Here is a 22251-nt window from a genome sequence, read left to right as displayed (position 1 = left end):
AAGTTCTATCGGCCATATCTCATCCCTTCCGCATGTCTCGATCGGCATAGGTGAGCGAAAGTTCGCACATCCCGCCTGCGGCATTGTGCGGAAAACCGCACAGTCAGGGCCGATAGGTTTCGGGCCGAATCTTGTGCCGTGCCAGCTTGTCATAGAAGGTCTTGCGGGGCAGGCGCAGCTCTTGCGCCGCTGCCGTCGCCCCGCCCTCATGCCGCCTGAGCGCCTCGATCAGAAGCGAGCGTTCGACTTGGGCAAGCTGCTCGGACAGTCCGGGCCGGGCGTCCTGGGCCGCCCCTTCGGCATCCGCCAGCCCCAGCCCCATGGCAAATCGCATCGCCGCGTTCATCAGGGCGCGCGCGTTGCCTGGCCAATCCTGCGCCATCAATTGCGCGATGACGTCATGTTCTATCTCGGGCGGGGTCAACGCCGCCTGTTCGCTGGCGATCGAAACATAGTGGCGGAACAATACCGGAATGTCGTCCTTGCGTTCGCGCAGCGCCGGGATGCGGATGCGCAGCACGTCGAGCTTGTAGAACAGATCGGGATTGAACCGCCCGGCGGCGACCTCGGCCTCCAGGTCACGATAGGTGCCCGCGACCACACGCGTCTTGGCAACCCGGTCCAGCAGGTCAAGCAACAGATATTGCGCGCCCGCCTCAAGCGCGGCGACCTCGTCCAGAAACAAAGTGCCGCCATCGGCGCGGTCGAACGCCGCGTCCAGCGCCGCGGCGGTCAGCCCGGCAGCGGGCAGCTTGACAAAGGGGCGCGTGGCGTCGCCGGACAAAAGATGCACCACCTCGGCCACTTTCGACGTGCCCGAGCCAGGTTCGCCGCAGATCAGCACCTCAGCCTGTGCACGGGCTGCCGCCCGCACCCGGTTGCGCAGTTCCTCGGCCAGCACGCTTTCGCCGAACAGCAGGCGCGCCGCTGCATCGCCGGTTTCTGCCCGCGCCTTCAACGCGCGGTTTTCCAGAACCAGCGCGCGGGTGCGCAAGGCCCGCCCGACCACCGCCAGCAGCGCCGCCGGTTCGCAGGGTTTCTCCAGAAAATCAAACGCCCCCTCGTTCATTCCGCGCACGGCAGTGGGAACATCCCCTTCCCCCGTCAACAGGATCACCGGTAGTTCCGGGTCAACGGATTGCGCACGGGCCAAAAGGGCGAACCCGTCCTTTCCGGGCATACGGATGTCCGACAGGATGACCCCGTCGAAACCTGCCGCGATGTGGTCCTTGGCCTCGATATAACTGCCCGCCTGGATGGTGGTCAGCCCATCCAGCTCCAGCGTCTGACCCAGAGCCTCGCGCACCATCGCGTCATCATCGACCAGAAGAACGGTGTTGGTCATGCGGCCTCCTGCACGCCTGCGCGGTCAAGTTCCACGGTGAAGATGGCCCCGCCGTCTGGATGGTTGCGCCCCCGTATCGCCCCTCCGAAACTCTGCACCAGACCATAGGAGATCGACAGCCCCAGCCCCATCCCCTCGGTCGGGCTGACCTCTTTGGTTGTATAGAACGGGTCGAAAATGCGGTCGGGTTCGTCAATGCCGGGCCCCGTGTCGCGCACCGACAGGGTCACCCGATCCGTGGACGGCTCCATCGTGATCTCGATCTTTCTGTGAACCCGCTCTGCCATCGCATCCATTGCGTTGGACATCAGGTTCATCACCACCTGCTGAAGCCGCACCTCACCGCCACGCACCTTGGGCGCAGTGGCTGGTCGCGACCAGTCCACGTGCACGCGATCGGACTGGATCCGCGGCCCAAGCATTTCCAGCGCCTGATCGACGACATGAACCAGATCCACGTCCCCGATCGGTTCGCTTTCCTGCCGCGCAAACGCCCGCAGGTTCTTGATGATACGGTCCATGCGGCCCGCCTGCTGCGAAATACGGCTCAGGTTCTGTTCGGCCTGGTCGGTCCGCCCACGTTCCAGAAACACCATCCCATTGTCCGCGAAAGACCGGATCGCCATCAGGGGCTGGTTGAGTTCGTGGCTGATGCCCGCTGACATTTGCCCCAACGCCGACAGCTTGCCTGCCTGCACAAGATCGGCCTGCGCCTTCTTCAAGGCGGCTTCGGCCTCGCGACGCTCCCTGTTTTCACGCAACAAATCGGTGTTGGCCGCCGACAGCGCCCTGGTGCGTTCGGCCACGCGTGCCTCAAGCCGGGCATTGGCGGCCGCTTTCAGGCGCAATTGATTGTTCAACGCCCTCCGCCGTTCCCCCACGGCAAGCAGCAGCGCCCCGATCCCCAGACAGATCGCGGCGGCAATTGCCGACAGCAAAACAGCTGTGCGTTCGGCAGGTGCCGTGTCCAGCAGTATCTCTCCCATCAGGCCGATGACCGGCAGGTCGCGGGTCAGGTGCAAGGCCCGGTCCGGCAGATAGGGACCGGCATCCAGCGTCCAGACCTCGTGCCCGGCCCAGCGACTGACCGTGTTTTTCAGAAAACCTTCCCGCGGACGCTCAGCCCCGGCAAGCTCCAGCCGATTGGCGGCAAACACCCGGTCGCCTTGCAGCGTGAAGAACAGCGCCGCATCGGTGGACGGCCAGTTCTCTTCAAAGTCCAGCAGGTCGGTGCGCGCCACCACCGTGCCCAGCGGTTTGCCCTGGCGGCTATGTATCGGCGCGGCGAACGAAAAGATGCGCTGCGTTGCGCCCGATGGCACTGGCTGAAACCGTGCCTCAACCCCCAGCGCACCCGTCAACGCGCGATGGATGAGAGGGGCCGCAGGATCCAGCTGTGCCTCGCCCTCGCCCGAAGCTGCCAACACCTTGCCGTCCAGCCCGACCAGCGACAGGTGGTACGCCCCCGTCATGTCCGCCATTGCCTGCAACAGGCGATCGGCCTCGCCCTCGCTGTCCACCTCGCCACCCAGGCGGTCACGCAACACCGGATGCTCGGCTAGAACCACCGCCAGCTCGCGATACCGAAACAGATGCCGCGTCAACTGGTCCGACGCCAGCGCCAGTTCGGATGCCGCCTGTTCCGACAAGGGCACCAGCGCCGCGCGCCACGCCAACGCCCCAGCCCCCGCGCTGACCGCAAGGGTGGCCAGGAGAAAGGGAAAAAACCATTTCGTGCGCAAGTATCGAAACATGACGCGAAGAATAGAAAGCCCCGCTTGCAAAGGCCAGTGGCTTTGGGGAACATGCGCCCATGTTGCGCCTGACCCAGTCCCCGACGGACCCCGACTTCATCCAGAACCCCTATGCGTTTTATGACCGCGCCCGTAAGGGTGGTGATATTGTCTGGTGGGACGATTACGACATGCCGATGGCGGTTAGCTTTCGCGCGGTGAACGCGCTGCTGCGCGATCGCAGGTTTGGGCGTGAACCGGTTGAGCCAATTGCGTTTCCCGACCACCTCGCGCCATTTTATGCGGTCGAGGCGCATTCAATGCTGGAATTGGAAGCCCCAAGGCACACGCGGTTGCGCAAGCTGGTGCTGCGCGCCTTCACAAGCCGCCGTATCGCGGGGCTTGGACCTGAAATCGACGCATTGGCCCATCAGTTGATCGACGACTTTCCCAGCGATGACTTCGACCTGCTGCCCGCCTTTGCGACCCGCATTCCCGTGATCATCATTTGCCGCCTGCTCGGGGTGCCCGAAGATATGGCGGATCACTTGCTCAGTTGGTCGAACGCCATGGTCTCGATGTATCAGGCGCGGCGCACCCGCGCGATCGAAGACGAAGCCGTCGCCGCCACAGAAGCCTTCGTCGCCTTCATGCGCGACTATGTGGACCAACGGCGAAACGACCCGCGCGATGACCTGATCACGGAACTGATCGCCGCTGAGGAAGCGGGCGAACGCCTGTCGACGGACGAGTTGATTTCGACCTGCATCCTGCTTTTGAATGCGGGGCACGAGGCCACGGTCCATGCCATGGCGATTGCCGTGAAAACCCTGTTGGAGCAGGCAGTCGACCCGTCATTCCTGACCCCTGACACCCGCGACGCCACCGTCGAAGAAACGCTGCGGTTCGACCCCCCTTTGCATATGTTCACGCGATATGTTTACGAAGATACAGTGCTTTACGGCGAAAACTTCAAGCGTGGCGACAAGATCGGCTTGCTTCTGGGTGGGGCCAATCGCGACCCGGATGTCTGGGACGACCCGAACGACTTCGACCCCGCGCGCCCGATCAAGCCCAACACCTCTTTCGGGGCGGGGGCACATTTCTGCATTGGTGCGCCGCTGGCGCGGCTTGAACTGACGCGCGCCCTGCCGATCCTGTTTGACCGCTGCCCCGATCTGCACCTTACCGCCCCGCCGCAATTCGGCAATGTTTACCACTTTCACGGGCTCAAGCGCCTCATGGTGCGATGCTGATCCGCCCTCCTGCCTGCTTCTTTTGGCCAGAAATATCCCGGGGTAGTGCAAAGCCGCAGGCTTTGCGCGGAGGGGCAGCGCCCCTCAGGCGCGCCATGCGCGCCATTGCCCGTCACATCAGATCGGCAACTCGGTCGAGAACTTGATCTCTTCCATCGACAAAAGCGCAGTGACATTGAAGATCTTCACCTCGGAAATCAGCGCCTGATAGAACGCGTCATAGGCGCGAGCGTTCTCGACGCGGACCTTCAGGATATAGTCAATCTCGCCCGCCAACCGATGCGCTTCCATCACTTCGGGACGGGCGCGCAGGGCGGCCAGGAACTTTTCCTGCCAATCCGCTTCGTGCTCCGAAGTGCGGATCAGAACGAAGAAACAAGCCTCGAACCCAAGGCTTTCGGCATCCATCACCATCGTGTTTTTGCCGATCACACCCCCTTCGCGCATCTTGCGAATCCGGTTCCAGACCGGGGTCTTGGACGACCCGACTTTCTTGGCGATCACGTCCAGTGACTGCCCCGCGTCGCGCTGAAGCTCGCGCAGGATTTTCCGGTCTATCTCGTCCAGCCGAACAGGCATTTCGATTTTTTCCTTCATTTGGTCCATACGTTCTGCGAGGGCGGAAAACCGAAACATAATTCCTTATCTACCGCGTGGTATCGCCGTTTGTTGGGAAAATGTCCTATATAGGGCGGGAACGCAACAGGAAAGGACTGGCCATGCCCCGCCCCTTCACTCCCAAAGTGGTAACCGCGAACGACCTTGTCGAAGGCGACGTGATCTATTTGGCCCGCGATGGGGCTTGGGTGCGTGATATGTGCATGGCCTGGCTGATCGAGGATGAGGCCGAAGCCACCACCCAACTTGCGCTGGCCGAAACCCAGCCCGAGATCGCCGTGGGCGCCTATCTAGCTGATGCCAAGGCTGGCCCCAATGGCCCCGTCCCCACCCATTTCCGCGAAGCGTTCCGCGCCAGAGGCCCGTCGAACCGTTTCCATGGCAAACAAACCGCCACGGCGTCGCAGGAGGGTTTCGCTCATGTATGATTACAACAATTTCGACGAAGGCTTCGTGCGCAACCGCGTCAGCCAATTCCGCGCCCAAGTCGCCCGTCGCATTTCGGGCGCGCTGACCGAGGATGAATTCCGCCCGCTGCGCTTGATGAACGGCGTCTATCTGCAACTGCATGCCTATATGTTGCGGGTGGCAATCCCCTATGGCTCGCTCAACCCGGGCCAGATGCGCCAGCTTGCGATGATCTCGGAGCGTTGGGACAAGGGCTATGGCCATTGGACCACGCGCCAGAACATCCAGTACAATTGGCCGCGCCTGGCCGACATTCCCGACATGCTGGACGCGCTGGCCGATGTGGGAATGCACGCCATCCAGACCTCGGGCAACACGATCCGCAACGTGACCGCCGACCATTTCGCCGGTGCCGCCGCGGACGAGGTTGAAGACCCCCGCCCCACCGCCGAGCTTCTGCGCCAGTGGTCCACCGACCATCCGGAATTCCAGTTCTTGCCGCGCAAGTTCAAGCTCGCCGTGACCGGATCCAAGGCCGACCGTGCCGTCACCAAGGCCCACGATATTGGCATTCGCATCGTCACGAATGACGCAGGCGAAGTTGGCTATCAGATCCTTGTCGGTGGTGGACTTGGCCGAACGCCCGTCGTCGGGCAGGTCCTGAAAGACTACCTGCCCCGTGCCGACCTGCTGCCCTATGTCGAGGCGATCGTCAGTGTCTACAACACGCTGGGTCGCCGCGACAACAAGTACAAAGCGCGCATCAAGATCACCACGATGGAGAACGGGATCGACAAGATCAGCGAGTTGGTCGAGGCACGGTTTGCCCAAATACGCCCGCTCTTTAGCGGCGTCGATCAGGCGCATTTCGCCGATATCGTCGCGAACTTCAAAGTGCCCACGTTCAAGACCGCGCCACTGGACGCCTATCACGCCGCCCGCGACGCCGACCCGGTGTTCCGGTCGTGGAGCGATACCAACGTGGACGACCACCGCGCCGACGGCTACGGGATCGTCACCATCTCGATGAAAGCACACGGCGCCACGCCGGGGGACGCAAGCGCCGACCAGATGCGCGTGATCGCCGAACTGGCCGAGCAATACGGCCATGGCGACATCCGCATCAGCCACGAACAGAACGTGATCCTGCCGCATGTGCATCGCGCCGACCTGCCTGCGCTGTTCGCCGCGCTGCGCGACCACGGGATGGCAACGGCGAATGCCGGTCTGATCTCGGACATCATCGCCTGCCCCGGCATGGATTACTGCGCGCTGGCGACAGCCCGTTCGATCCCGGTGGCGCAGGAGATTGCCGAACGGTTCGATGCGCTGAAGATCGAACATGACATCGGCCACCTTCAGATCAAGATCTCGGGCTGCATCAATGCCTGCGGGCACCACCATCTGGGCCATATCGGCATTCTTGGGCTGGATCGCGCAGGGGTCGAGAACTACCAGATCACGCTTGGCGGTGATGCTGGCCCCGACACCGTGATTGGCAAACGCGCCGGGCCGGGCTTTGCCTATGACCAGATCGTGCCTGCCATCGAGCGTCTTGTTCTGGCCTATCTGGACCTGCGCGAGGACGAGAGCGAGACCTTCATCGACGCCTTCCGCCGTCTGGGCGAAGCGCCGTTCAAGGCCGCCCTTTACCCCGAGGAGGCCAAGACCAATGCCGCTTGAAGCCCCCCTTCCCGCCCCCGCTGAGCGGGTCGAGACGCTGAATGCGCGCTATAAGCACCATTCGGCGACCTCGGTGATCGAACGCGCGTTGACCGACAGCACCATCGGCGCGCTGGCGATGGTGTCCAGCTTTGGTGCGGAAAGCGTCGTGCTGCTTCACATGGTGGCGCGCATCGACCGCTCGGTTCCGGTGATCTTTCTGGACACGCAGATGCTGTTTCAGGAAACACTCGATTATCAGGTCGAGGTGTCAGAAAAACTGGGCCTGACTGATGTGCGTGTCATTCACCCCGACGCGAACGAGCTGTTCAAACGCGACCCGGACAACATCCTGCATCTGGCTGACACGGATGCCTGCTGCGACTTGCGCAAGGTCGAACCGCTGGAAAACGCCCTAACGGGCTTTGACGGCTGGATCACCGGGCGCAAGCGGTTTCAGGGTGGCAAACGTGTCGATTTGCAGTTCTTCGAGGCCGAAGAGGGACGCCTGAAAGTCAACCCGCTGGCACATTGGGCGTCCGAGGACGTGCGCGATTATATGATCAACAACCGCCTGCCGCGCCACCCGCTGGTCGGGCGTGGGTTCCCGTCAATCGGCTGTGCGCCGTGCACATCACCGGTGAAACCGGGCGAAGACCCGCGCGCCGGGCGCTGGCGCGGGGCAGAAAAGACGGAATGCGGCATTCACTTTGTCGATGGAAAAATGCAGCGGATAGGAGCAAGCGCATGACTGTAATCGTCACCGACACGGGCTTTTCCCATGATGACTGGGACAATGGCTTTGCCACGCCGGACGAGCGCGCCGCCAACGACACGCGCGGGTTGCATCTGACGTCCGACACCGACCCCGCCGCCCTGGCGCATCTGATAGTGGGCGTTGACATGATCCGCATCGACTTTCCGTCTTTCGCCGATGGGCGCGGCTTTTCGCTGGCGCGTCAGCTGCGCTTGCTGGGCTACAAGGGTCGCTTGCGCGCCCACGGGCATGTCATCTCGGACCAATACGCCATGGCGCGCCGCTCTGGCTTTGACGAGGTTGAGATCAGTGAAGACCTGTCCCTGCGCCAGCCGGAAGCCGACTGGCTGTCCCGCGCGGACTGGCAGGCCTATGACTATAGGTCGCGGCTGACCGGCTAGACCCTGCCCCTGAACCTCCCTATATACGCAGACAGGAAAGGACGGGGCCGCGTGCCCCGTTGAAGCACATGAATGAAGTGACGCCCATTATGGATGCCGAAGCCAAAGTAAAACCCGTCCCCACCCTGCCCGACGCGCAAACCGTGACCGAGGTGGAGCACTACACCGACCGCCTGTTCCGGTTCCGTTGCACACGGCCGCAAACGCTGCGCTTCCGGTCGGGCGAATTTGTGATGATCGGGTTGATGGGCGACCCGGACCCCAAAACCGGCAAACAAAAACCGCTTCTGCGCGCTTACTCGATTGCCAGCCCGTCATGGGACGAGGAATTGGAGTTCTATTCGATCAAAGTGCCCGATGGCCCGCTGACGTCCAAGCTGCAACACATCAAGCCCGGCGACCAGATCATCCTGCGTCCCAAGCCCGTGGGCACACTGGTGCATGACGCACTGCTGCCCGGCAAACGTATCTGGTTCTTCGCCACCGGCACGGGCTTTGCGCCCTTCGCCTCGCTTCTGCGCGAGCCGCAGACCTATGAGGATTACGACGAGGTCATCATCACCCACACCTGCCGCGAAGTGGGCGAGCTAACCTATGGACGCAACCTGATCGAGGCGTTGAAAGACGACGAGCTTCTGAACGAGGTGATCGGGGATGGCTTCTGGAAAAAGATCAAATACTACCCCACAACCACGCGCGAAGAGAGCCCCAAGATGGGCCGGATCACCGACCTGATCCGCTCGGGCGAGGTGTTCGACGATCTGGGCATCGACCCGATCTGCCCGCAGAATGACCGCGCGATGATTTGCGGCAACCTGCCCTTCAACCTTGAGCTCAAGGAACTGCTGGAAGAAGCGGGGCTTGAGGAAGGCGCAAACTCGAAACCCGCGCAATACGTGGTTGAGAAGGCGTTTCTGGAATGAAGCGGCATTAATCTGGCCCGTCCAGCGTCGAAAACACAAAACGTAAAGGGTGGATGATCGATCCACCCTTTTCTCGTTCTTCTCATTGCGAGGCGTTTTGAACGTGCCGCACGCGCATAGGTCATAACCAAAGGATATGATATCCTTGCGCGGGTATTGGGCCAACGGGGGGACATCATGCACTACGCCAAACTCTATGCCGATGATGCGGGCGAAAGTCATTGGCGAGATATCGACATCACGCTTGCACCGCGCAGCTTCGCGCCACCCGCGCAAGGCATTGAGGTCTCGGACCCGGAGCCTGCGCGTCAGATGATGTTTTTGCGATTGCGCGCTGGGTGGAACGAACCAATCCATCCCACCCCAGTGCGCCAAAAGCTGATCTGTCTGGCAGGCAGCATCAAAGTCACCGCAAGCGACGGAGCAACCCGCGAGATCGCCCAGGGCGACGTCTGGCACATGGAAGACAAGCGCGGCAAAGGTCATCACACAATGGTCACGAGCGATGTCGATTTCGAAGCCGTCATCATCCAGCACGAATAGAACGTGTCACGCCATACAGCGCGGTCATGTGGCGACCCTCAGGCTTTCCATGATCCTGGTTGCAACAGCTTTGCTTCCGGGTTTCATTTTGTAAGGCGTGACACGGGCATACATGATGTGGTCCCTTTCCGCCTTCGCGATGGACAGACGCAGGGTCTGCGGGCAGACTGCCCTCATGTGTGGACGACTTATCGCAGGCAACATGACGCAGGCCCAGATGCTGGCGATCATCGAAGGCTTTGTCTATCCGACCCGCTCGGTGGTGATCGACGTGGACGCGCCGCCTGCCGAGACCGGCTACAACATCAAGCCCACGCAGCAGGTGAATATTGTCTTTCCACAGGGCGGCGCCGTGATGGCGTCGACCGCGCGCTGGTGGCTTGTGCCCAGCTGGTTCAAGGGTGCGGCGGAAGATTGGAAGCCCACGACCTTCAACGCCAAGATCGAAACCGCGTTTGAGAAACCCAGCTTCCGGCAAGCCTGGTCATCCGGGCGCTGCCTGATCCCCGCCACCGGGTATTATGAATGGAGCGGCCCGAAGACCAAACGGATGCCAAACCATGTGCGACTGTCCCAGAATCAGCCGGTAATGCTGCTGGCGGGCCTGCACAGCCAACTGTCGGATGGGCGTCGCACCTGCACGGTCCTGACCCGCCCCGCCCTGCCCGACATCGAGGCCTTGCATCCACGCATGCCGGTCATCCTGACCGCCGACGAGGCCACGGCCTGGCTGGACAAAACGGCATCGGATGACACCATTCGCGACAGCTTCGGCACCCATTGGGACGGGCGGTTTCTGGTGGATCCGGTGGCAAAGTTCGGCCTGAAGGACGATGGCCCGGAACTGATCGAACCGCTTGAGGCCAGCAAGTTCGACCTTCGCCCGCCGGGCTGACGACAAAGCGCATCGCAACGGCAGAAATGAAAAACGCCGCACGGGTGTCCTGCGCGGCGTTTTCCGTGTCATATGGCGCGGGTTTACATGCCCAGCGCAGATTTCACCTGCGCGATGGCGGCTTCCAGCAGGGCCGGATTGTTGGCGGCAGCTTCAACAGCAGCTTTTAGCCCGGCTTTCTCGGCCTCGCCCAGCGACGAGTTTTCGATCATTTCGTTCACCTTCGGGGCGTCAAACCCCTGTTTGGTCAGCGCGTCCGGCGTCGCTTCGGTCGACGTGTCAGCGGCAGCATCAGAGCCTTCGGTTGTGGCCTCTGCCGCACCTTCGGTGGTCGCCTCTGCTCCGGCCTCACCGGCGGTGGTGTCTGCGGCGTCGCTGGCGGCGCCAGTGACGGAGTCGATCGCCCCTTCGACGGCATCGGTCACGGCCTCGCCGGCCTGATTCAGCGTCTCGCCCACCGCTTCAGCGGCACCCTGAACAGCCTCTCCGGCGGCGTCGGCGGCATCCTGAACGGCGTCACCGGCTGCCTCTGCTGCGGCGGCAGCTTCATCGGCGGCCTCTTGTGCTGCTTCCTTGGCGAGGTGTTTGGCGGCGGCGGCCTGTTCGTCGGTGGCGTCAGCAGCGGCTTTCGCTTCGGCTTCAGCCTTCGCGGCAGCTTCAGCCGCAGCTTGTTCGGCGGCCTCTGCCTCGGCAGCCGCTTCGGCGGCAGCTTCTTCCGCGATCATCTTGGCCTGGTTGTTGTTGTACCAGATATAACCACCCACGGCGGCCACAACGACGATCCCAGCGGCGATAATGGTATTTTTCATGTCGACATCCTCAACTTGTCCATACATGCGCGGCGCAGAACTGCGCAGCATCCCCTAGGCATGTGAGGTCTAAACCCGCCCGGCGCAAGGGGAGATTGCGGGAATGCGCGTCAATACGCCAACGCCGCGGAAAAATTCATAAATTCCTGCGCCGCCGCCCCAGACCCGCGTCTATCCAGGTCGAATTGGCGCATGAGCCGAAACAATCCTTCGCAAAACGCTTTATCGGGTTGAAACGCGCCCGCAGGGGCCTTACCTTCCGCATCCGAAGAACCCTGAAACGTCAGAAGGAATGACACAATAGCCCGCAGACCTCACAACGCGCCGCCCACGCGCGATACCGGCCCCCGCGTGAACGAACGCATCAAAGCCCCCGAAATTCGACTGATTGGCGCCGATGGCGAAAACGTCGGCGTGGTCACGCCTGCGCAGGCCCTGGTGATGGCCGAAGACGCCGGGCTTGACCTGGTCGAGATTTCGCCCAACGCCAACCCGCCCGTGTGCAAGATCATGGATTTCGGCAAGTTCAAATATGAACAGCAGAAGCGGGAAAGCGAAGCCCGCAAGAAGCAGAAAACCATCGACGTGAAAGAGGTCAAGTTCCGCCCGAACACGGACACGCATGACTATGACGTCAAGATGCGCAACGTGTTCAAGTTCCTGGAAGGCGGCGACAAGGTCAAAGTGACCCTGCGGTTCCGTGGCCGCGAAATGGCCCACCAGAATCTTGGCCGTGAGTTGCTGGAACGGGTTGCCGAGGACGTCAAGGAGATCGGCAAGGTTGAAAACATGCCGAAGATGGAAGGCCGCCAGATGGTCATGATGATCGGACCGGTCTCGAAATAGCGACCCGGTCGCCACGTCTTCACGCACACGAAAACGCTCCGCTTCTGCGGGGCGTTTTGCGTTTGGGCGTCATGATGGCAAATGCCCTGTCAGCGCCGGGCGACAATGTAGCGGCGCAGTTCGCGGGCCGGGAAATTTCCGCTTTCCACGATCCTGAACCCTTGCGCGGTCAGCTTTGCCTCAAGCTCGTCAACGCGCATTATCGCGACATAGGGCGCTTTGCCGACCAGTTGCATCAGCGGCAGCGCCAGACGCATCGCGTAATAGAACCACGGCCCTCGGCGCACCGGTTTGCAGAAGGTTTTCGAGATGAACACACCACCTGGGGCCAACAGGTCATGGATGCGCGCCAACGCGCCAGGCAGGTCATCCACCAGATGCAGCACGTTATGGGCGAGGATTGCGTCATACGGCCCCGTCACGTCGCCCAAAGTCGCGTCCGTCACCTGAAAGGATACATTGCCGATCCCCTGCTCTTCCGCCTTGGCGTTGCCGATCCGGATCATCTCGGGCGAGATATCGGTGATCGTGACATGTCCGACAGACGGGGCCAGTTCCAGGGCGGTCGTTCCCGTGCCTGCACCGATTTCCAGCACTTTGTCCTGCGCGCCCAGATAGGCGCGTGTGCGATCCAGCGTGAACTGATACCCTTCGGGGTCCCTGATCGCCGATTTCGCATATTTCGCCGCGATGCCGTCCCAGAATTTAGCCGCTTGAATCATGTGTCATCTCCTTCAAGGACGTGTTTATCCATGCGTGCCAGCAAGGGGAATTGCCTATCTTTGCCTTAGAGCTATACATATATGCATGAATTGGGACACCATCTCGTTTGACTGGAACCAGGTTCGGGCGTTCATGGCCACGGCAGACCAAGGGTCATTGTCTGCCGCCGCCCGCGTCCTGGGACAGACCCAGCCCACCATCGGACGACAGGTCGCGGGGCTGGAAGATACGCTGGGCATCGCCCTGTTCGAGCGGATCGGGCGGGGATTGGTCCTGACGCCGTCGGGGCGCGCGGTGCTGGAACATGTTCACAAGATGGCCGAGGCAGCGGTCCAGATCTCGTTGGTGGCAGCCGGCCAGACACAGGGGATCGAGGGCAAGGTGCGCATCACCGCCTCGGACGTGTTTGCCGCCTATATCCTGCCGCCCATGCTGCAACACCTGAGGAGCCTTGCGCCGCGGCTCGAGGTCGAGATCATCGCCGCCAACGATATCCGCGACATCCAGCGGCGCGAAGCGGATATCGCGATCCGCCATGTCCGCCCCGCCCAACCCGAGCTTTATGCCCGGCTGGTCAACGAGGCCGAAGCCCATCTTTATGCCGCCACCAGCTATCTGTCGCGCCGGGGGCGTCCGCAGGACAAGGCTGATCTGTCACAGCACGATTTCATCAATTTCGGATCGACGGACGAGATGATCAGCTATCTCACGCCGCTGGGCATTCACGTGACCGCGCAGAATTTTCATCTGGGATCGAACAGCGGTGTGGTTGCGTGGGAATATGTGCAGCGTGGGCTGGGCATTGCCTTCATGTCCGCCGATATCGGCGACACCACACCGGGGATCGAGCGGGTGTTGCCCGATATGCCGCCCGTGGTCTTTCCGGTCTGGCTGATCACCCATCGCGACCTGCACACCAGCCCGCGCATCCGTCTCATTTTCGACACGCTGGCCGTGTTTCTGTCGCGCCCGCCGGAAAAATGATCGTTTTCATCATCCGTCACCCAACAGAAGTGCCATAGCACGCCATCTGATACGGATACCGCCACATCTTATCGTTCGTCCGGCCATCTGGGGGTCTTGATGGAAACACTGTCCTTTCTGTTTGTTCCGCTGTCCTTGCTGGCAACGGCCGTGATGGCAGCCTCGGCGGCTATCCAGGCGCATCGGGTGCACATGGACCCGTTTGGCGCCACCGTTCTGGCGATTGCCACCGCGATGGGGGGCGGCACGTTGCGCGATCTGTTTCTGGGGCTGACGCCCGTGTTCTGGATCACCGACAGCCGGTATCTTGCCGTCGCAGTCCCGGTGGCGCTGATCAGTTTCGCGCTGGCGACGCGTATGTCATCGGGTTACGGGCGCAGGCTCAGGGTGTTGATGCAACTGGATGCCATCGGCTTGGCCCTGTTCACGCTGACCGGGGTTCAGGTGGCGCTGGATGCGGGGATCACCCCCTTGCTGGCCATTGTGATCGGCTGTGTCACCGGAACCGCGGGCGGCATGATCCGCGACCTTTTGTGCAACATGACGCCAAGCCTGCTGAAAGAAGACCTATATGCCACACTATCGCTGTTGGGCGGAGCAGTCTATCTGGTGATGCTGACCTATCTGGGCGATGCACTGGCGGCGGGCCTTGGCTTTGCCACGATCCTAATTGCGCGCCTTTTGGTCCTGCGTATCAAACCGCCACGCGACAGCGCCTAGACTGCTTTGGTCATAACCGACCGCGCCGCGCTGCGATCAACTGCGACAGGACCGACACCGCGATCTCGGCAGGGCCTTTTGCGCCGATGTCCAGCCCAACAGGGCCATGCAGCCGTGCCAGCGCCTGATCCGTCAGACCCTGCTTGCGCAGCCGGTCCAGTCTGGCGGCATGGGTGCGTCGCGATCCCAGGCATCCGAGATAGAAAGCACCGCCCGCCAGCCCTGCCATGATCGCAGGGTCATCTATCTTGGGATCGTGGCCCAGCGTGACGATTGCGGTGTGCCGATCCACCCCGATCTGTGACAGGGCGGTGTCGCTGTCGTCGCAAATCACCTGCACACCGGGGAAGCGCGCGGGCGTAGCAAAGCTTGAGCGCGGGTCGGTTACGAGGGGCGCAAACCCTGCGGCCTGTGCCATCGGCGCCAGCACTTGCGCGATATGCACCGCGCCGACAAGGATCAGACGGGGCGGCGGGGCAAGGACAAGCGTGAACACTCCGTCCTTCACCGAGGTTTCTTGCGCAGAGCTCCGGCCCGGATCAGCGTCCGGCAGCTCGACCCGCCGCGCCCATGTGGTCAGGTCCACCCGGTACACTGCAACCGCGCGCGCGGCTTGTGCCCGGACGAGGGTTTCCAACAGGTCGACCGAAAGCGCACCCCCGGCGGGACCCGCGTTTAAAATCGGCTCGACCAGTATGCGGATGGTGCCGCCACAGGCCAACCCGGCGCTGAACGCGTCCTCATCCACCACACCATACTGCAAAAGTCGCGGCTGGCCTGTTGCGATTACCTCTTGGGCTTCGGTCACGACGGCACCTTCGACGCACCCGCCCGAAACCGACCCTTCGATGGCGCCATCGGCATCAACCACCAATTGGCTGCCCACCGGGCACGGCGCGCTGCCCCAGGTGTCCACGACCGTGGCAAGCGCCACGCGCTTGCCCGCGCGCATCCAATGCAGCGCCGCTTGCGGAATTGTGCTGACCCTTGTCACACCGGTTGACCCATACTTGCCGTTCAAAGGCGAACTGTCACCGGCACGCGGCGGCTTTGCAACCCGCATAACGTAAACGGACCGCCTGAAAGATCAGGCGGCCCATTATGGAGCATACCATTTACCATACACATCCGGTGCGCGTCGGCCCTGCAAGCAATGGCCGCCACGCCTCCTGAACCCGGCCCATGCGAGTCGCGATCGCGGCTTCAGGCAACCGACATACACAACTGATTCCACGTTACGGGCTCGAGGATAAATGACATCCAGAGATTGGTTGGGGCAAGAAAATATGGCCTTTCGTCACGTAAACTCTACCGTTGCGATAAGGCGTGGACGCAGGCGACGGCGCTACGTTGACGGGTTCTGCCACGTCTGCCAATGTCGACCGGGGCGGGTGCCGCGCCCGGCACGGCAGGAAGGGTCATCGGCCAAGCATATGTTACAGAACGAAAACCTTGTCCCACCGCCCCCCTGTTATCGCCCCGACATGGCCGCATGATGCGCGTCACTGCCGTCACCTGTGTCAAGAACGAGGCCGCATTCCTTCTGGAATGGCTTGCCCATCACACGGCGATCGGGATCACCGATTTTCTGGTCCTGTCCAATGAGTGCGATGATGGCACCGACCTGATGCTGGATCGGCTGGAACAGATGGGTCTTCTGACCCATCTGCGCAACGATGGCCCCTATGACAAGGGCGGCATCCAGTGGACCGGGTTCAAGATCGCCGACTCCCACCCGCTGGTGCGCCAGGCCGACTGGCTTATGACACTTGATATAGACGAGTTCGTAAACATTCACGTCGGGGATCACACCATCCCGGCCCTGCTTGCCGCCCTGCCCGATGCGGATGCGATCACCCTGACCTGGCGGCTTTTTGGCAATGACGGTGTCATCGAATATGAAGACCGGCCCGTCACAACACAATTCACCCGCGCCGCGCCCGACATCATGACATGGCCTTGGCGCGCCTTCATGTTCAAGACGCTCTTTCGCAATCAGGGCGCCTATCGCAAGCTGGGCGTCCATCGTCCGCGCGCGCCAGTGGATGGGCGGGTTGAGGCCACGCGCTGGTTTGACGGGTCCGGCCGGGCACTGGACCCGGCATATCAGCGCGGTCAGATCTTTTCCCCGTTCAACCGCCCGAATTACGATCTGGTGCAGTTGAACCACTATCCGCTTGGCGCGATGGAAAGTTTCATTCTGAAATGCGACCGGGGCCGCGTGAACCGGGCAGACCACCCCATCGGAATGGATTACTGGTGCGAGCGGAACTGGTGCTGCGTTGACGACGATACGATCCGCGTGACAGAGGCCCCCCGAAGGGCTGCCCTTGCGAACCTAATGTCTGACCCGACCCTGGCAAAGCTGCACCAGACGGCGGTCGAGTGGCGCAGAGAGCGGTTTCAGATATTGATGCAGGACGAAGCAAACCGCGCCTTGTTCGGTCGGCTTTTGATGACACCACCGGCGCGTCCGATTCCCCTGGACGCCGCGCAACGAATATACAAATTCGCGCAAATCCGACGCTTCTCGGAAGATTAGAATCTGCGCGGAAACAATAACCTGCGGGTGGTCAAACTCTCCCATATTTTGCCGCATTGCGCGCCTAAATCTGCCCCGTTTCACCTCGAAAAATAACGTGGGGATGGAATAAATAATACCGGGATAAGCGAGATGCAGGACGACCCGTCAACGGGCGAGACAACGACCGATTCCATCATCACTCCCGATGATCCGTGGTTGGCAGAACTGGAGGAGCTCGGCGACGAGCGAGGGTATTTCGAACAGCTTGGCAAAGAGCATTCGGCAATCCTGACCGATGAGGGACGGACGCTGCTGGTCACTTTCGAAACGGTCCGCGACATTCGCGACAACTCGCCCTTGCAGGAACCGCAGGGGTGGCGCCTTGTGCGTCAGAACGGATGGTCCAACCTGTGTCTGCTGGCCCATACGGACAGTTGGTTTCGCGACCCCGCCGTCTATGGCTATTTCGACCGCCTGATCGAAGACGGGTTCTTTGAAGAATTTGACAAGGTGGTGTTCTTGGGCGCGGGCATGTGTGGCTATGCCGCTGCGGCGTTTTCCGTCGTGGCACCCGAGGTCACGGTCATCGCCATTCAACCCCAGGCCACGCTGGATCCGGCGCAGGCGGCGTTTGACACCCGCTTTCCCAAGGCGCGACACCGTGATTTCACAGATCGGTATGCCTATGCCCCGGACATGGTCGAAATGGCGCGCGACGTGTTTTTGCTTTTTGACCCGGCAATCACAGAAGACACAACGCACGCTGCGATGTTTCACGGCGATCATATCCATCACATCTCCTGCCGCCATTTTGGGGACATGCTGGCGCGGGCGCTGTGCGACATGGGCGTCACACCCGATCTGATCACACAGGCCGCAAAGGATGCTCTGACGCCGCACAACTGCCATCGCGCATTGCGCCAGCGGCGGCGATACCGCCCCTATCTGCGTAACCTGCTGGCTTTGGCCGAGGCGCGCGGCGGCCCGTTGCTGGTCAAGCGACTGGCGACGTTCGTGTTGTCTTCCGTTGCATCCCATAAGCAAGCCCCACGTTTCCATCGGGCACTGCTCAGGGCTGAACGCGCGCTGGCACAGGGGTCGTCCTAAACCTGATCGCAACGCGAAAGGGGGGCGGGCGGGTCGTCACTAGACCCGACCATCGAACGATTTGTCCGGTGGAGCCGAATCATCTGGAACGAACCCGGTTGCTGCGCTATGCCCTGTGCCGATGACCCAGATCCTGACACTCCGCCGCCCCGATGACTGGCACCTGCATCTGCGCGACGGCGCGATGTTGCAAGCCGTCCTGCCCGAAACCGCGCGCCATTTTGCCCGCGCAATCATCATGCCGAACCTCGTGCCGCCGGTGGTCACAAGCGCCGATGCCGCCGCCTATCGCGAGCGCATTCTGGCCGCGCTGCCCGCCGACATGCAGTTTGAGCCGTTGATGACGCTTTATCTGACAGAAGACACCGACCCCGATGACGTGGCCGAAGCCGCGGCCAGCGGCTTGGTGAAAGCTGTGAAGCTCTATCCCGCAGGCGCCACAACCAACTCAGCCTCCGGCGTGCAGGATTTCGACAAGGTCCGCCCGGTGTTTGAGAAGATGGCCGAAATCGGCCTGTCGCTCTGCGTGCATGGCGAAGTCACCGACCGGGACATCGACATCTTCGACCGCGAGGCGGTGTTCATTGACCGAGTGCTGGACCCGATCCGCCGCGCGACCCCCGATCTGCGTGTGGTGATGGAACATATCACCACGAAGGACGGTGCAGACTACGTCCGGGCAAATGACACCAATATCGGCGCGACCATCACGGTGCAGCACCTGATCCTTGACCGCAACGACATGCTCGTCGGTGGGATGCGCCCGCACTATTACTGCCTGCCGATCCTGAAGCGCCGCGAACACCGCGAGGCGCTGATGACTGCGGCCACTTCAGGGGACCCGCGCTTCTTTCTTGGAACGGACAGTGCGCCACACCCCACCCACGCCAAGGAAAGCGAATGCTGCTCTGCCGGGTGTTTCACCGCACCAAACGCCCTGTCGATCCTGGCCGAAACATTCGAGGCCGCGGGGGCGCTGGACAAGCTCGAAGGCTTCACGTCGCTCCACGGCCCGGCCTTCTATGGCCTGCCCGTGAACGAGGACACGATCACGCTGACCAAGGGCGACCCGGTCAGCTACCCTGCGACCTTGCAGGCAGGCGACCATACCGTCACCACCTTTGACCCCGGCTTTCCGCTGCATTGGCGGGTGCAGGCTTAACCAGAACAAGGACGCTGCCCATGATCCCTTCGACCTTCCCCACCAAGGATGAGATTGCCCGCCTGACCGCGCGGATGCTGCTGGAAATCGAGGCCGTGAACTTCAATACGGACGAGCCGTATACGCTGGCTTCGGGTCTGCCCAGCCCGTCCTATATCGACTGCCGTAAGCTGATCAGCTTCCCGCGCATCCGCTCGACCCTGATGGATTTCATGGCGGTCGAGATCATGCGCGAAGCCGGGTTTGAAGCCTTCGACAACATCGCGGGCGGCGAAACGGCCGGCATCCCCTTTGCCGCGATGGTGGCAGAGCGCCTGGCCCTGCCCATGACCTATGTGCGGAAAAAGCCAAAGGGCTACGGTCGCAACGCACGGATTGAGGGCGCAATGTCCGAGGGGCAGCGTGTGCTGCTGGTCGAGGATCTGACCACCGATGGCGGATCCAAGCTCAGCTTCGTCGATGCGATTCGCGACACCGGGGCGACCTGCGCGGCCACCGCTGTGATCTTTTACTACGACATTTTCCCCGAGACGGAAAAAACCCTGTCCGATCATGGCGTTCAACTGATCCACCTATGCACCTGGTGGGATGTGCTGGCCGAAGCCAAGGCCCAGGGCGTGTTTTCGACCGAGACCCTGGACGAGGTAGAACGCTTTCTGAAAGACCCGCGCGCCTGGCAAAAAGCACGCATGAACGGCTGACGCACTCCACCACCTATAGGTACCATTTTGCGGGATCCCACCAAATCTGGTAGGATCCCGCGTGTTTTCGACTTATCCACACGATAGTCACAAAAACATACATTTTGCCTTGGGCCACCCCAAGGCGCTAAACATCCCCGCAAAAGGGGCAGGCAGTGATGAACGAGATCAGCAGTATTCCTCAGGGCGCAAACACGACGGGCGCGGGCAATGATGTGCAGGATGCCCTGCCGCATCACATCGAAGCCGAACAGCAGCTTCTGGGCGCGATCCTGACCAACAACGACGTCTATGACCGGGTCGCCTCGATCATCAATGCCGGTCATTTCTATGAACCCGTGCACGCGCGTATCTGGGAAATCGCTGCCAGCCGCATTTCCAAGAACGCGCTGGCCAGCCCCGTGACGCTGAAAGCATTCATGGAGGATGATGAAGGGCTGAAGGAACTCGGCGGCCCCGCCTATCTGGCGCGGCTGGCGGGCGCGGCGATCTCAAGCTTCGCGGCGCGTGACTATGCACAGATGATCTATGACCTGGCGATCCGGCGCCAGTTGATCCAACTGGGTCAGGACATCTCGACCAAGGCGCAGAAGGTCGACATTTCGTCCGAGCCCAAGGAGCAGATCGTTGAGGCCGAGCAGGCGCTTTACAAACTGGGCGAAGCGGGCCAGACCGACACCGGGTTTCAGAGCTTTCTCAAGGCCGTAACCGACGCTGTTCAAGTGGCCAACGCCGCCTATCAACGTGAAGGCGGTCTTGCCGGTGTGTCGACCGGCCTTGCCGATCTTGACACCAAGCTGGGCGGGCTGCACCCGTCCGACCTTCTGATCCTTGCGGGTCGCCCGTCGATGGGGAAAACCTCGCTGGCGACCAACATCGCGTTCAACGTGGCCAAGGCCTACAAGAAAGGCACCCGGCCTGACGGGACCGAAGGCGCGATTGACGGCGGTGTCGTCGGGTTCTTCTCGCTTGAAATGTCCGCCGAACAGCTTGCCGGTCGTATCCTGGCCGAGGCGTCCGAAATCTCGTCCCACAAGATCCGACAAGGCGACATGGATGAAGGCGAGTTTCGCCGCTTCGTCAACGCTGCCAAGGAACTGGAAAGCTGCCCGCTTTTCATCGACGACACGCCCGCGCTGCCGATCAGCCAGTTGGCCGCCCGCGCCCGGCGCCTGAAACGGACCCACGGGCTGGACCTTCTGATCATCGACTATCTGCAACTCTGCCGCGGCACGGCGGACAACCGCGTGAACGAGATTGCCGAGATTTCGATGGGCATGAAGGCCATCGCCAAGGAGTTGAACATCCCCGTCATCGCCCTGTCGCAGCTCAGCCGTCAGGTGGAAAGCCGCGACGACAAGCGCCCGCAATTGTCGGACTTGCGCGAAAGCGGCTCGATCGAGCAGGACGCCGATGTGGTCATGTTCGTGTTCCGTGAAGAATACTATAAGGAGCGCGAAAAACCCGGTGATCACGAGTTGGACAAGATGGCGGCGTGGCAGGACGAAATGTCGAACCTGCACGGCAAGGCCGAGGTGATCATCGGCAAACAGCGCCACGGCCCGATCGGCACGGTCGAGCTGTCCTTCGAAGCGCAGTTCACCCGCTTTGGCAACCTCGTCCAGAAATGGCAGCAAGGGTCCGACGGCGGCTTCTGATGACCGTCACCGGCGTGAACCACATCACCCTTGCGGTCACGGATCTGCCGCGCGCGATTACCTTCTATACTGACCTTCTGGGCGGGCGATTGCGTGCGTAATGGGACAGCGGGGCTTATCTCGAACTGGGCGCACTCTGGCTCTGCCTGACCCTGTCCGCGCACCCCATCGCACCGCGCACCGACTATTCCCACATCGCCCTGTCCTGCGTTCCCGCCGATTTTCCCACCCTCGCCACCCGGATCCGCCAGACAGCCCGACTTTGGCAGAACAACACATCCGAAGGCGCATCGGTCTATTTCCTCGACCCGGACGGCCACAAGCTGGAACTGCACCAGGGCACCCTCGACACCCGCCTGGAACATTATCGCGCGCATCCAGAAAAACCTGTGCGCCTCCACGACTGACCCATGCTTCTTCTGGCTTCAAATATCCTGGGGTGAATTGCCCCCATCGGGGGCAAGAGGGGCAAGGCC

22 protein-coding genes and 1 pseudogene are annotated in these 22251 nt (G+C 61.7%); 17 read left to right on the top strand and 6 right to left on the bottom strand.

Annotation, left to right across the window (positions count from 1 at the left end):
- Positions 1 to 103: 103 nt before the first annotated feature.
- Complete coding sequence (locus IE188_RS05220; protein ID WP_191285422.1) at positions 104 to 1345, bottom strand: sigma-54-dependent transcriptional regulator; 1242 nt, start codon at positions 1343 to 1345, stop codon at positions 104 to 106.
- Positions 1342 to 3021, bottom strand: a complete 1680-nt coding sequence (locus tag IE188_RS05215; RefSeq protein WP_229836529.1) for a sensor histidine kinase — start codon at positions 3019 to 3021, stop codon at positions 1342 to 1344. Before IE188_RS05215 ends, IE188_RS05220 begins: the two co-directional genes overlap by 4 nt.
- Before the next feature lie 137 nt (positions 3022 to 3158).
- On the opposite strand from IE188_RS05215, the gene IE188_RS05210 reads away from it, so the two are divergent.
- A complete protein-coding gene (locus IE188_RS05210; RefSeq protein ID WP_191285420.1) occupies positions 3159 to 4334 on the top strand; it encodes a cytochrome P450 in 1176 nt (391 codons plus the stop codon).
- A gap of 117 nt (positions 4335 to 4451) precedes the next feature.
- On the opposite strand, the gene IE188_RS05205 is transcribed toward IE188_RS05210, so the two are convergent.
- The gene (locus IE188_RS05205) at positions 4452 to 4913 is read right to left on the bottom strand and encodes an Lrp/AsnC family transcriptional regulator (RefSeq protein ID WP_191285419.1); all 462 of its coding nucleotides are present in this window, start codon (positions 4911 to 4913) and stop codon (positions 4452 to 4454) included.
- A gap of 140 nt (positions 4914 to 5053) precedes the next feature.
- Between IE188_RS05205 and IE188_RS05200 the strand changes: the two genes are divergently transcribed.
- The 7 genes from IE188_RS05200 (at position 5054) to IE188_RS05170 (ending at position 10541) form a co-directional block, all read left to right on the top strand.
- Positions 5054 to 5380: a DUF2849 domain-containing protein gene (locus tag IE188_RS05200; RefSeq protein WP_191285418.1), complete on the top strand. Its 327-nt coding sequence runs from the start codon at positions 5054 to 5056 to the stop codon at positions 5378 to 5380.
- Positions 5373 to 7043, top strand: a complete 1671-nt coding sequence (locus IE188_RS05195; RefSeq protein ID WP_191285417.1) for a nitrite/sulfite reductase — start codon at positions 5373 to 5375, stop codon at positions 7041 to 7043. The genes IE188_RS05200 and IE188_RS05195 overlap by 8 nt, the downstream gene beginning before the upstream one ends.
- Positions 7033 to 7773, top strand: a complete 741-nt coding sequence (locus tag IE188_RS05190; RefSeq protein WP_191285416.1) for a phosphoadenylyl-sulfate reductase — start codon at positions 7033 to 7035, stop codon at positions 7771 to 7773. The genes IE188_RS05195 and IE188_RS05190 overlap by 11 nt, the downstream gene beginning before the upstream one ends.
- On the top strand, positions 7770 to 8180 hold the full coding sequence (locus IE188_RS05185) for a DUF934 domain-containing protein (protein WP_191285415.1): 411 nt from the start codon (positions 7770 to 7772) through the stop codon (positions 8178 to 8180). The genes IE188_RS05190 and IE188_RS05185 overlap by 4 nt, the downstream gene beginning before the upstream one ends.
- A gap of 68 nt (positions 8181 to 8248) precedes the next feature.
- On the top strand, positions 8249 to 9103 hold the full coding sequence (locus IE188_RS05180) for a ferredoxin--NADP reductase (RefSeq protein WP_191285414.1): 855 nt from the start codon (positions 8249 to 8251) through the stop codon (positions 9101 to 9103).
- A gap of 177 nt (positions 9104 to 9280) precedes the next feature.
- Positions 9281 to 9646: a cupin domain-containing protein gene (locus tag IE188_RS05175; RefSeq protein WP_191285413.1), complete on the top strand. Its 366-nt coding sequence runs from the start codon at positions 9281 to 9283 to the stop codon at positions 9644 to 9646.
- 175 nt (positions 9647 to 9821) lie between these two features.
- Positions 9822 to 10541, top strand: coding sequence for an SOS response-associated peptidase (locus tag IE188_RS05170; RefSeq protein WP_191285412.1), 720 nt, complete (start codon positions 9822 to 9824; stop codon positions 10539 to 10541).
- Between the two features lie 83 nt (positions 10542 to 10624).
- On the opposite strand, the gene IE188_RS05165 is transcribed toward IE188_RS05170, so the two are convergent.
- Positions 10625 to 11350, bottom strand: a complete 726-nt coding sequence (locus tag IE188_RS05165; RefSeq protein ID WP_191285411.1) for a translation initiation factor 3 — start codon at positions 11348 to 11350, stop codon at positions 10625 to 10627.
- 351 nt (positions 11351 to 11701) lie between these two features.
- Between IE188_RS05165 and infC the strand changes: the two genes are divergently transcribed.
- Positions 11702 to 12196 (top strand): translation initiation factor IF-3, encoded by a 495-nt coding sequence (infC, locus tag IE188_RS05160; protein WP_229836525.1) that lies wholly within the window; start codon positions 11702 to 11704, stop codon positions 12194 to 12196.
- Between the two features lie 89 nt (positions 12197 to 12285).
- Here the strand turns inward: infC and IE188_RS05155 are convergent, their stop codons facing one another.
- Positions 12286 to 12918 carry a class I SAM-dependent methyltransferase gene (locus IE188_RS05155; protein WP_191285410.1) on the bottom strand — a complete coding sequence of 211 codons (633 nt, stop codon included), beginning with the start codon at positions 12916 to 12918 and terminating at the stop codon, positions 12286 to 12288.
- 85 nt (positions 12919 to 13003) lie between these two features.
- Between IE188_RS05155 and IE188_RS05150 the strand changes: the two genes are divergently transcribed.
- Together IE188_RS05150 and IE188_RS05145 are read left to right on the top strand one after the other, a co-directional pair.
- A complete protein-coding gene (locus IE188_RS05150; protein WP_191285409.1) occupies positions 13004 to 13903 on the top strand; it encodes a LysR family transcriptional regulator in 900 nt (299 codons plus the stop codon).
- 99 nt (positions 13904 to 14002) lie between these two features.
- On the top strand, positions 14003 to 14623 hold the full coding sequence (locus IE188_RS05145; RefSeq protein ID WP_191285408.1) for a trimeric intracellular cation channel family protein: 621 nt from the start codon (positions 14003 to 14005) through the stop codon (positions 14621 to 14623).
- 10 nt (positions 14624 to 14633) lie between these two features.
- On the opposite strand, the gene IE188_RS05140 is transcribed toward IE188_RS05145, so the two are convergent.
- Entirely contained in the window at positions 14634 to 15686 is a 1053-nt protein-coding gene (locus tag IE188_RS05140) for an XdhC family protein (RefSeq protein WP_191285407.1), read from the bottom strand.
- A 432-nt stretch (positions 15687 to 16118) separates the two neighbouring features.
- Between IE188_RS05140 and IE188_RS05135 the strand changes: the two genes are divergently transcribed.
- The 6 genes and pseudogenes from IE188_RS05135 to IE188_RS05110 all read left to right on the top strand — a co-directional run bounded on the left by IE188_RS05135 (position 16119) and on the right by IE188_RS05110 (position 22182).
- A complete protein-coding gene (locus tag IE188_RS05135; RefSeq protein ID WP_191285906.1) occupies positions 16119 to 17165 on the top strand; it encodes a glycosyltransferase family 2 protein in 1047 nt (348 codons plus the stop codon).
- Positions 17166 to 17297: 132 nt separating this feature from the next.
- On the top strand, positions 17298 to 18254 hold the full coding sequence (locus tag IE188_RS05130) for a phosphoadenosine phosphosulfate reductase (RefSeq protein WP_191285406.1): 957 nt from the start codon (positions 17298 to 17300) through the stop codon (positions 18252 to 18254).
- A 121-nt stretch (positions 18255 to 18375) separates the two neighbouring features.
- On the top strand, positions 18376 to 19416 hold the full coding sequence (pyrC, locus tag IE188_RS05125) for a dihydroorotase (protein ID WP_191285405.1): 1041 nt from the start codon (positions 18376 to 18378) through the stop codon (positions 19414 to 19416).
- A gap of 20 nt (positions 19417 to 19436) precedes the next feature.
- The gene (locus tag IE188_RS05120; RefSeq protein ID WP_191285404.1) at positions 19437 to 20117 is read left to right on the top strand and encodes an orotate phosphoribosyltransferase; all 681 of its coding nucleotides are present in this window, start codon (positions 19437 to 19439) and stop codon (positions 20115 to 20117) included.
- Positions 20118 to 20275: 158 nt separating this feature from the next.
- Positions 20276 to 21775 carry a replicative DNA helicase gene (locus IE188_RS05115; protein WP_191285403.1) on the top strand — a complete coding sequence of 500 codons (1500 nt, stop codon included), beginning with the start codon at positions 20276 to 20278 and terminating at the stop codon, positions 21773 to 21775.
- Positions 21775 to 22182 (top strand): annotated as a pseudogene (locus tag IE188_RS05110) (VOC family protein). The gene IE188_RS05115 and the pseudogene IE188_RS05110 overlap by 1 nt, the downstream one beginning before the upstream one ends.
- The last annotated feature ends 69 nt before the right edge of the window (positions 22183 to 22251 follow it).

It is taken from the genome of Aliiroseovarius zhejiangensis (genome assembly GCF_014656375.1).
In the GTDB taxonomy this organism is placed as follows: Bacteria; Pseudomonadota; Alphaproteobacteria; order Rhodobacterales; family Rhodobacteraceae; genus Aliiroseovarius; species Aliiroseovarius zhejiangensis.
Note: the sequence above shows the minus strand (reverse complement) of the source record. Positions and strands in the feature narration are given on the sequence as shown.

What these genes read in the sequence shown, in the direction of transcription:
- IE188_RS05120 (WP_191285404.1), top strand. Translation starts at nt 19,437, where the DNA reads ATGATCCCTTCGACCTTCCCCACCAAGGATGAGATTGCCCGCCTGACC.
- IE188_RS05200 (WP_191285418.1), top strand. Translation starts at nt 5,054, where the DNA reads ATGCCCCGCCCCTTCACTCCCAAAGTGGTAACCGCGAACGACCTTGTC.
- IE188_RS05195 (WP_191285417.1), top strand. Translation starts at nt 5,373, where the DNA reads ATGTATGATTACAACAATTTCGACGAAGGCTTCGTGCGCAACCGCGTC.
- IE188_RS05175 (WP_191285413.1), top strand. Translation starts at nt 9,281, where the DNA reads ATGCACTACGCCAAACTCTATGCCGATGATGCGGGCGAAAGTCATTGG.
- IE188_RS05185 (WP_191285415.1), top strand. Translation starts at nt 7,770, where the DNA reads ATGACTGTAATCGTCACCGACACGGGCTTTTCCCATGATGACTGGGAC.
- IE188_RS05220 (WP_191285422.1), bottom strand. Translation starts at nt 1,345, where the DNA reads ATGACCAACACCGTTCTTCTGGTCGATGATGACGCGATGGTGCGCGAG.
- IE188_RS05130 (WP_191285406.1), top strand. Translation starts at nt 17,298, where the DNA reads ATGCAGGACGACCCGTCAACGGGCGAGACAACGACCGATTCCATCATC.
- IE188_RS05190 (WP_191285416.1), top strand. Translation starts at nt 7,033, where the DNA reads ATGCCGCTTGAAGCCCCCCTTCCCGCCCCCGCTGAGCGGGTCGAGACG.
- pyrC (WP_191285405.1), top strand. Translation starts at nt 18,376, where the DNA reads ATGACCCAGATCCTGACACTCCGCCGCCCCGATGACTGGCACCTGCAT.
- IE188_RS05165 (WP_191285411.1), bottom strand. Translation starts at nt 11,350, where the DNA reads ATGAAAAATACCATTATCGCCGCTGGGATCGTCGTTGTGGCCGCCGTG.
- IE188_RS05145 (WP_191285408.1), top strand. Translation starts at nt 14,003, where the DNA reads ATGGAAACACTGTCCTTTCTGTTTGTTCCGCTGTCCTTGCTGGCAACG.
- IE188_RS05140 (WP_191285407.1), bottom strand. Translation starts at nt 15,686, where the DNA reads ATGCGGGTTGCAAAGCCGCCGCGTGCCGGTGACAGTTCGCCTTTGAAC.
- IE188_RS05210 (WP_191285420.1), top strand. Translation starts at nt 3,159, where the DNA reads ATGTTGCGCCTGACCCAGTCCCCGACGGACCCCGACTTCATCCAGAAC.
- IE188_RS05150 (WP_191285409.1), top strand. Translation starts at nt 13,004, where the DNA reads ATGAATTGGGACACCATCTCGTTTGACTGGAACCAGGTTCGGGCGTTC.
- IE188_RS05135 (WP_191285906.1), top strand. Translation starts at nt 16,119, where the DNA reads ATGCGCGTCACTGCCGTCACCTGTGTCAAGAACGAGGCCGCATTCCTT.
- IE188_RS05170 (WP_191285412.1), top strand. Translation starts at nt 9,822, where the DNA reads ATGTGTGGACGACTTATCGCAGGCAACATGACGCAGGCCCAGATGCTG.
- IE188_RS05155 (WP_191285410.1), bottom strand. Translation starts at nt 12,918, where the DNA reads ATGATTCAAGCGGCTAAATTCTGGGACGGCATCGCGGCGAAATATGCG.
- IE188_RS05115 (WP_191285403.1), top strand. Translation starts at nt 20,276, where the DNA reads ATGAACGAGATCAGCAGTATTCCTCAGGGCGCAAACACGACGGGCGCG.
- IE188_RS05205 (WP_191285419.1), bottom strand. Translation starts at nt 4,913, where the DNA reads ATGCCTGTTCGGCTGGACGAGATAGACCGGAAAATCCTGCGCGAGCTT.
- IE188_RS05180 (WP_191285414.1), top strand. Translation starts at nt 8,249, where the DNA reads ATGAATGAAGTGACGCCCATTATGGATGCCGAAGCCAAAGTAAAACCC.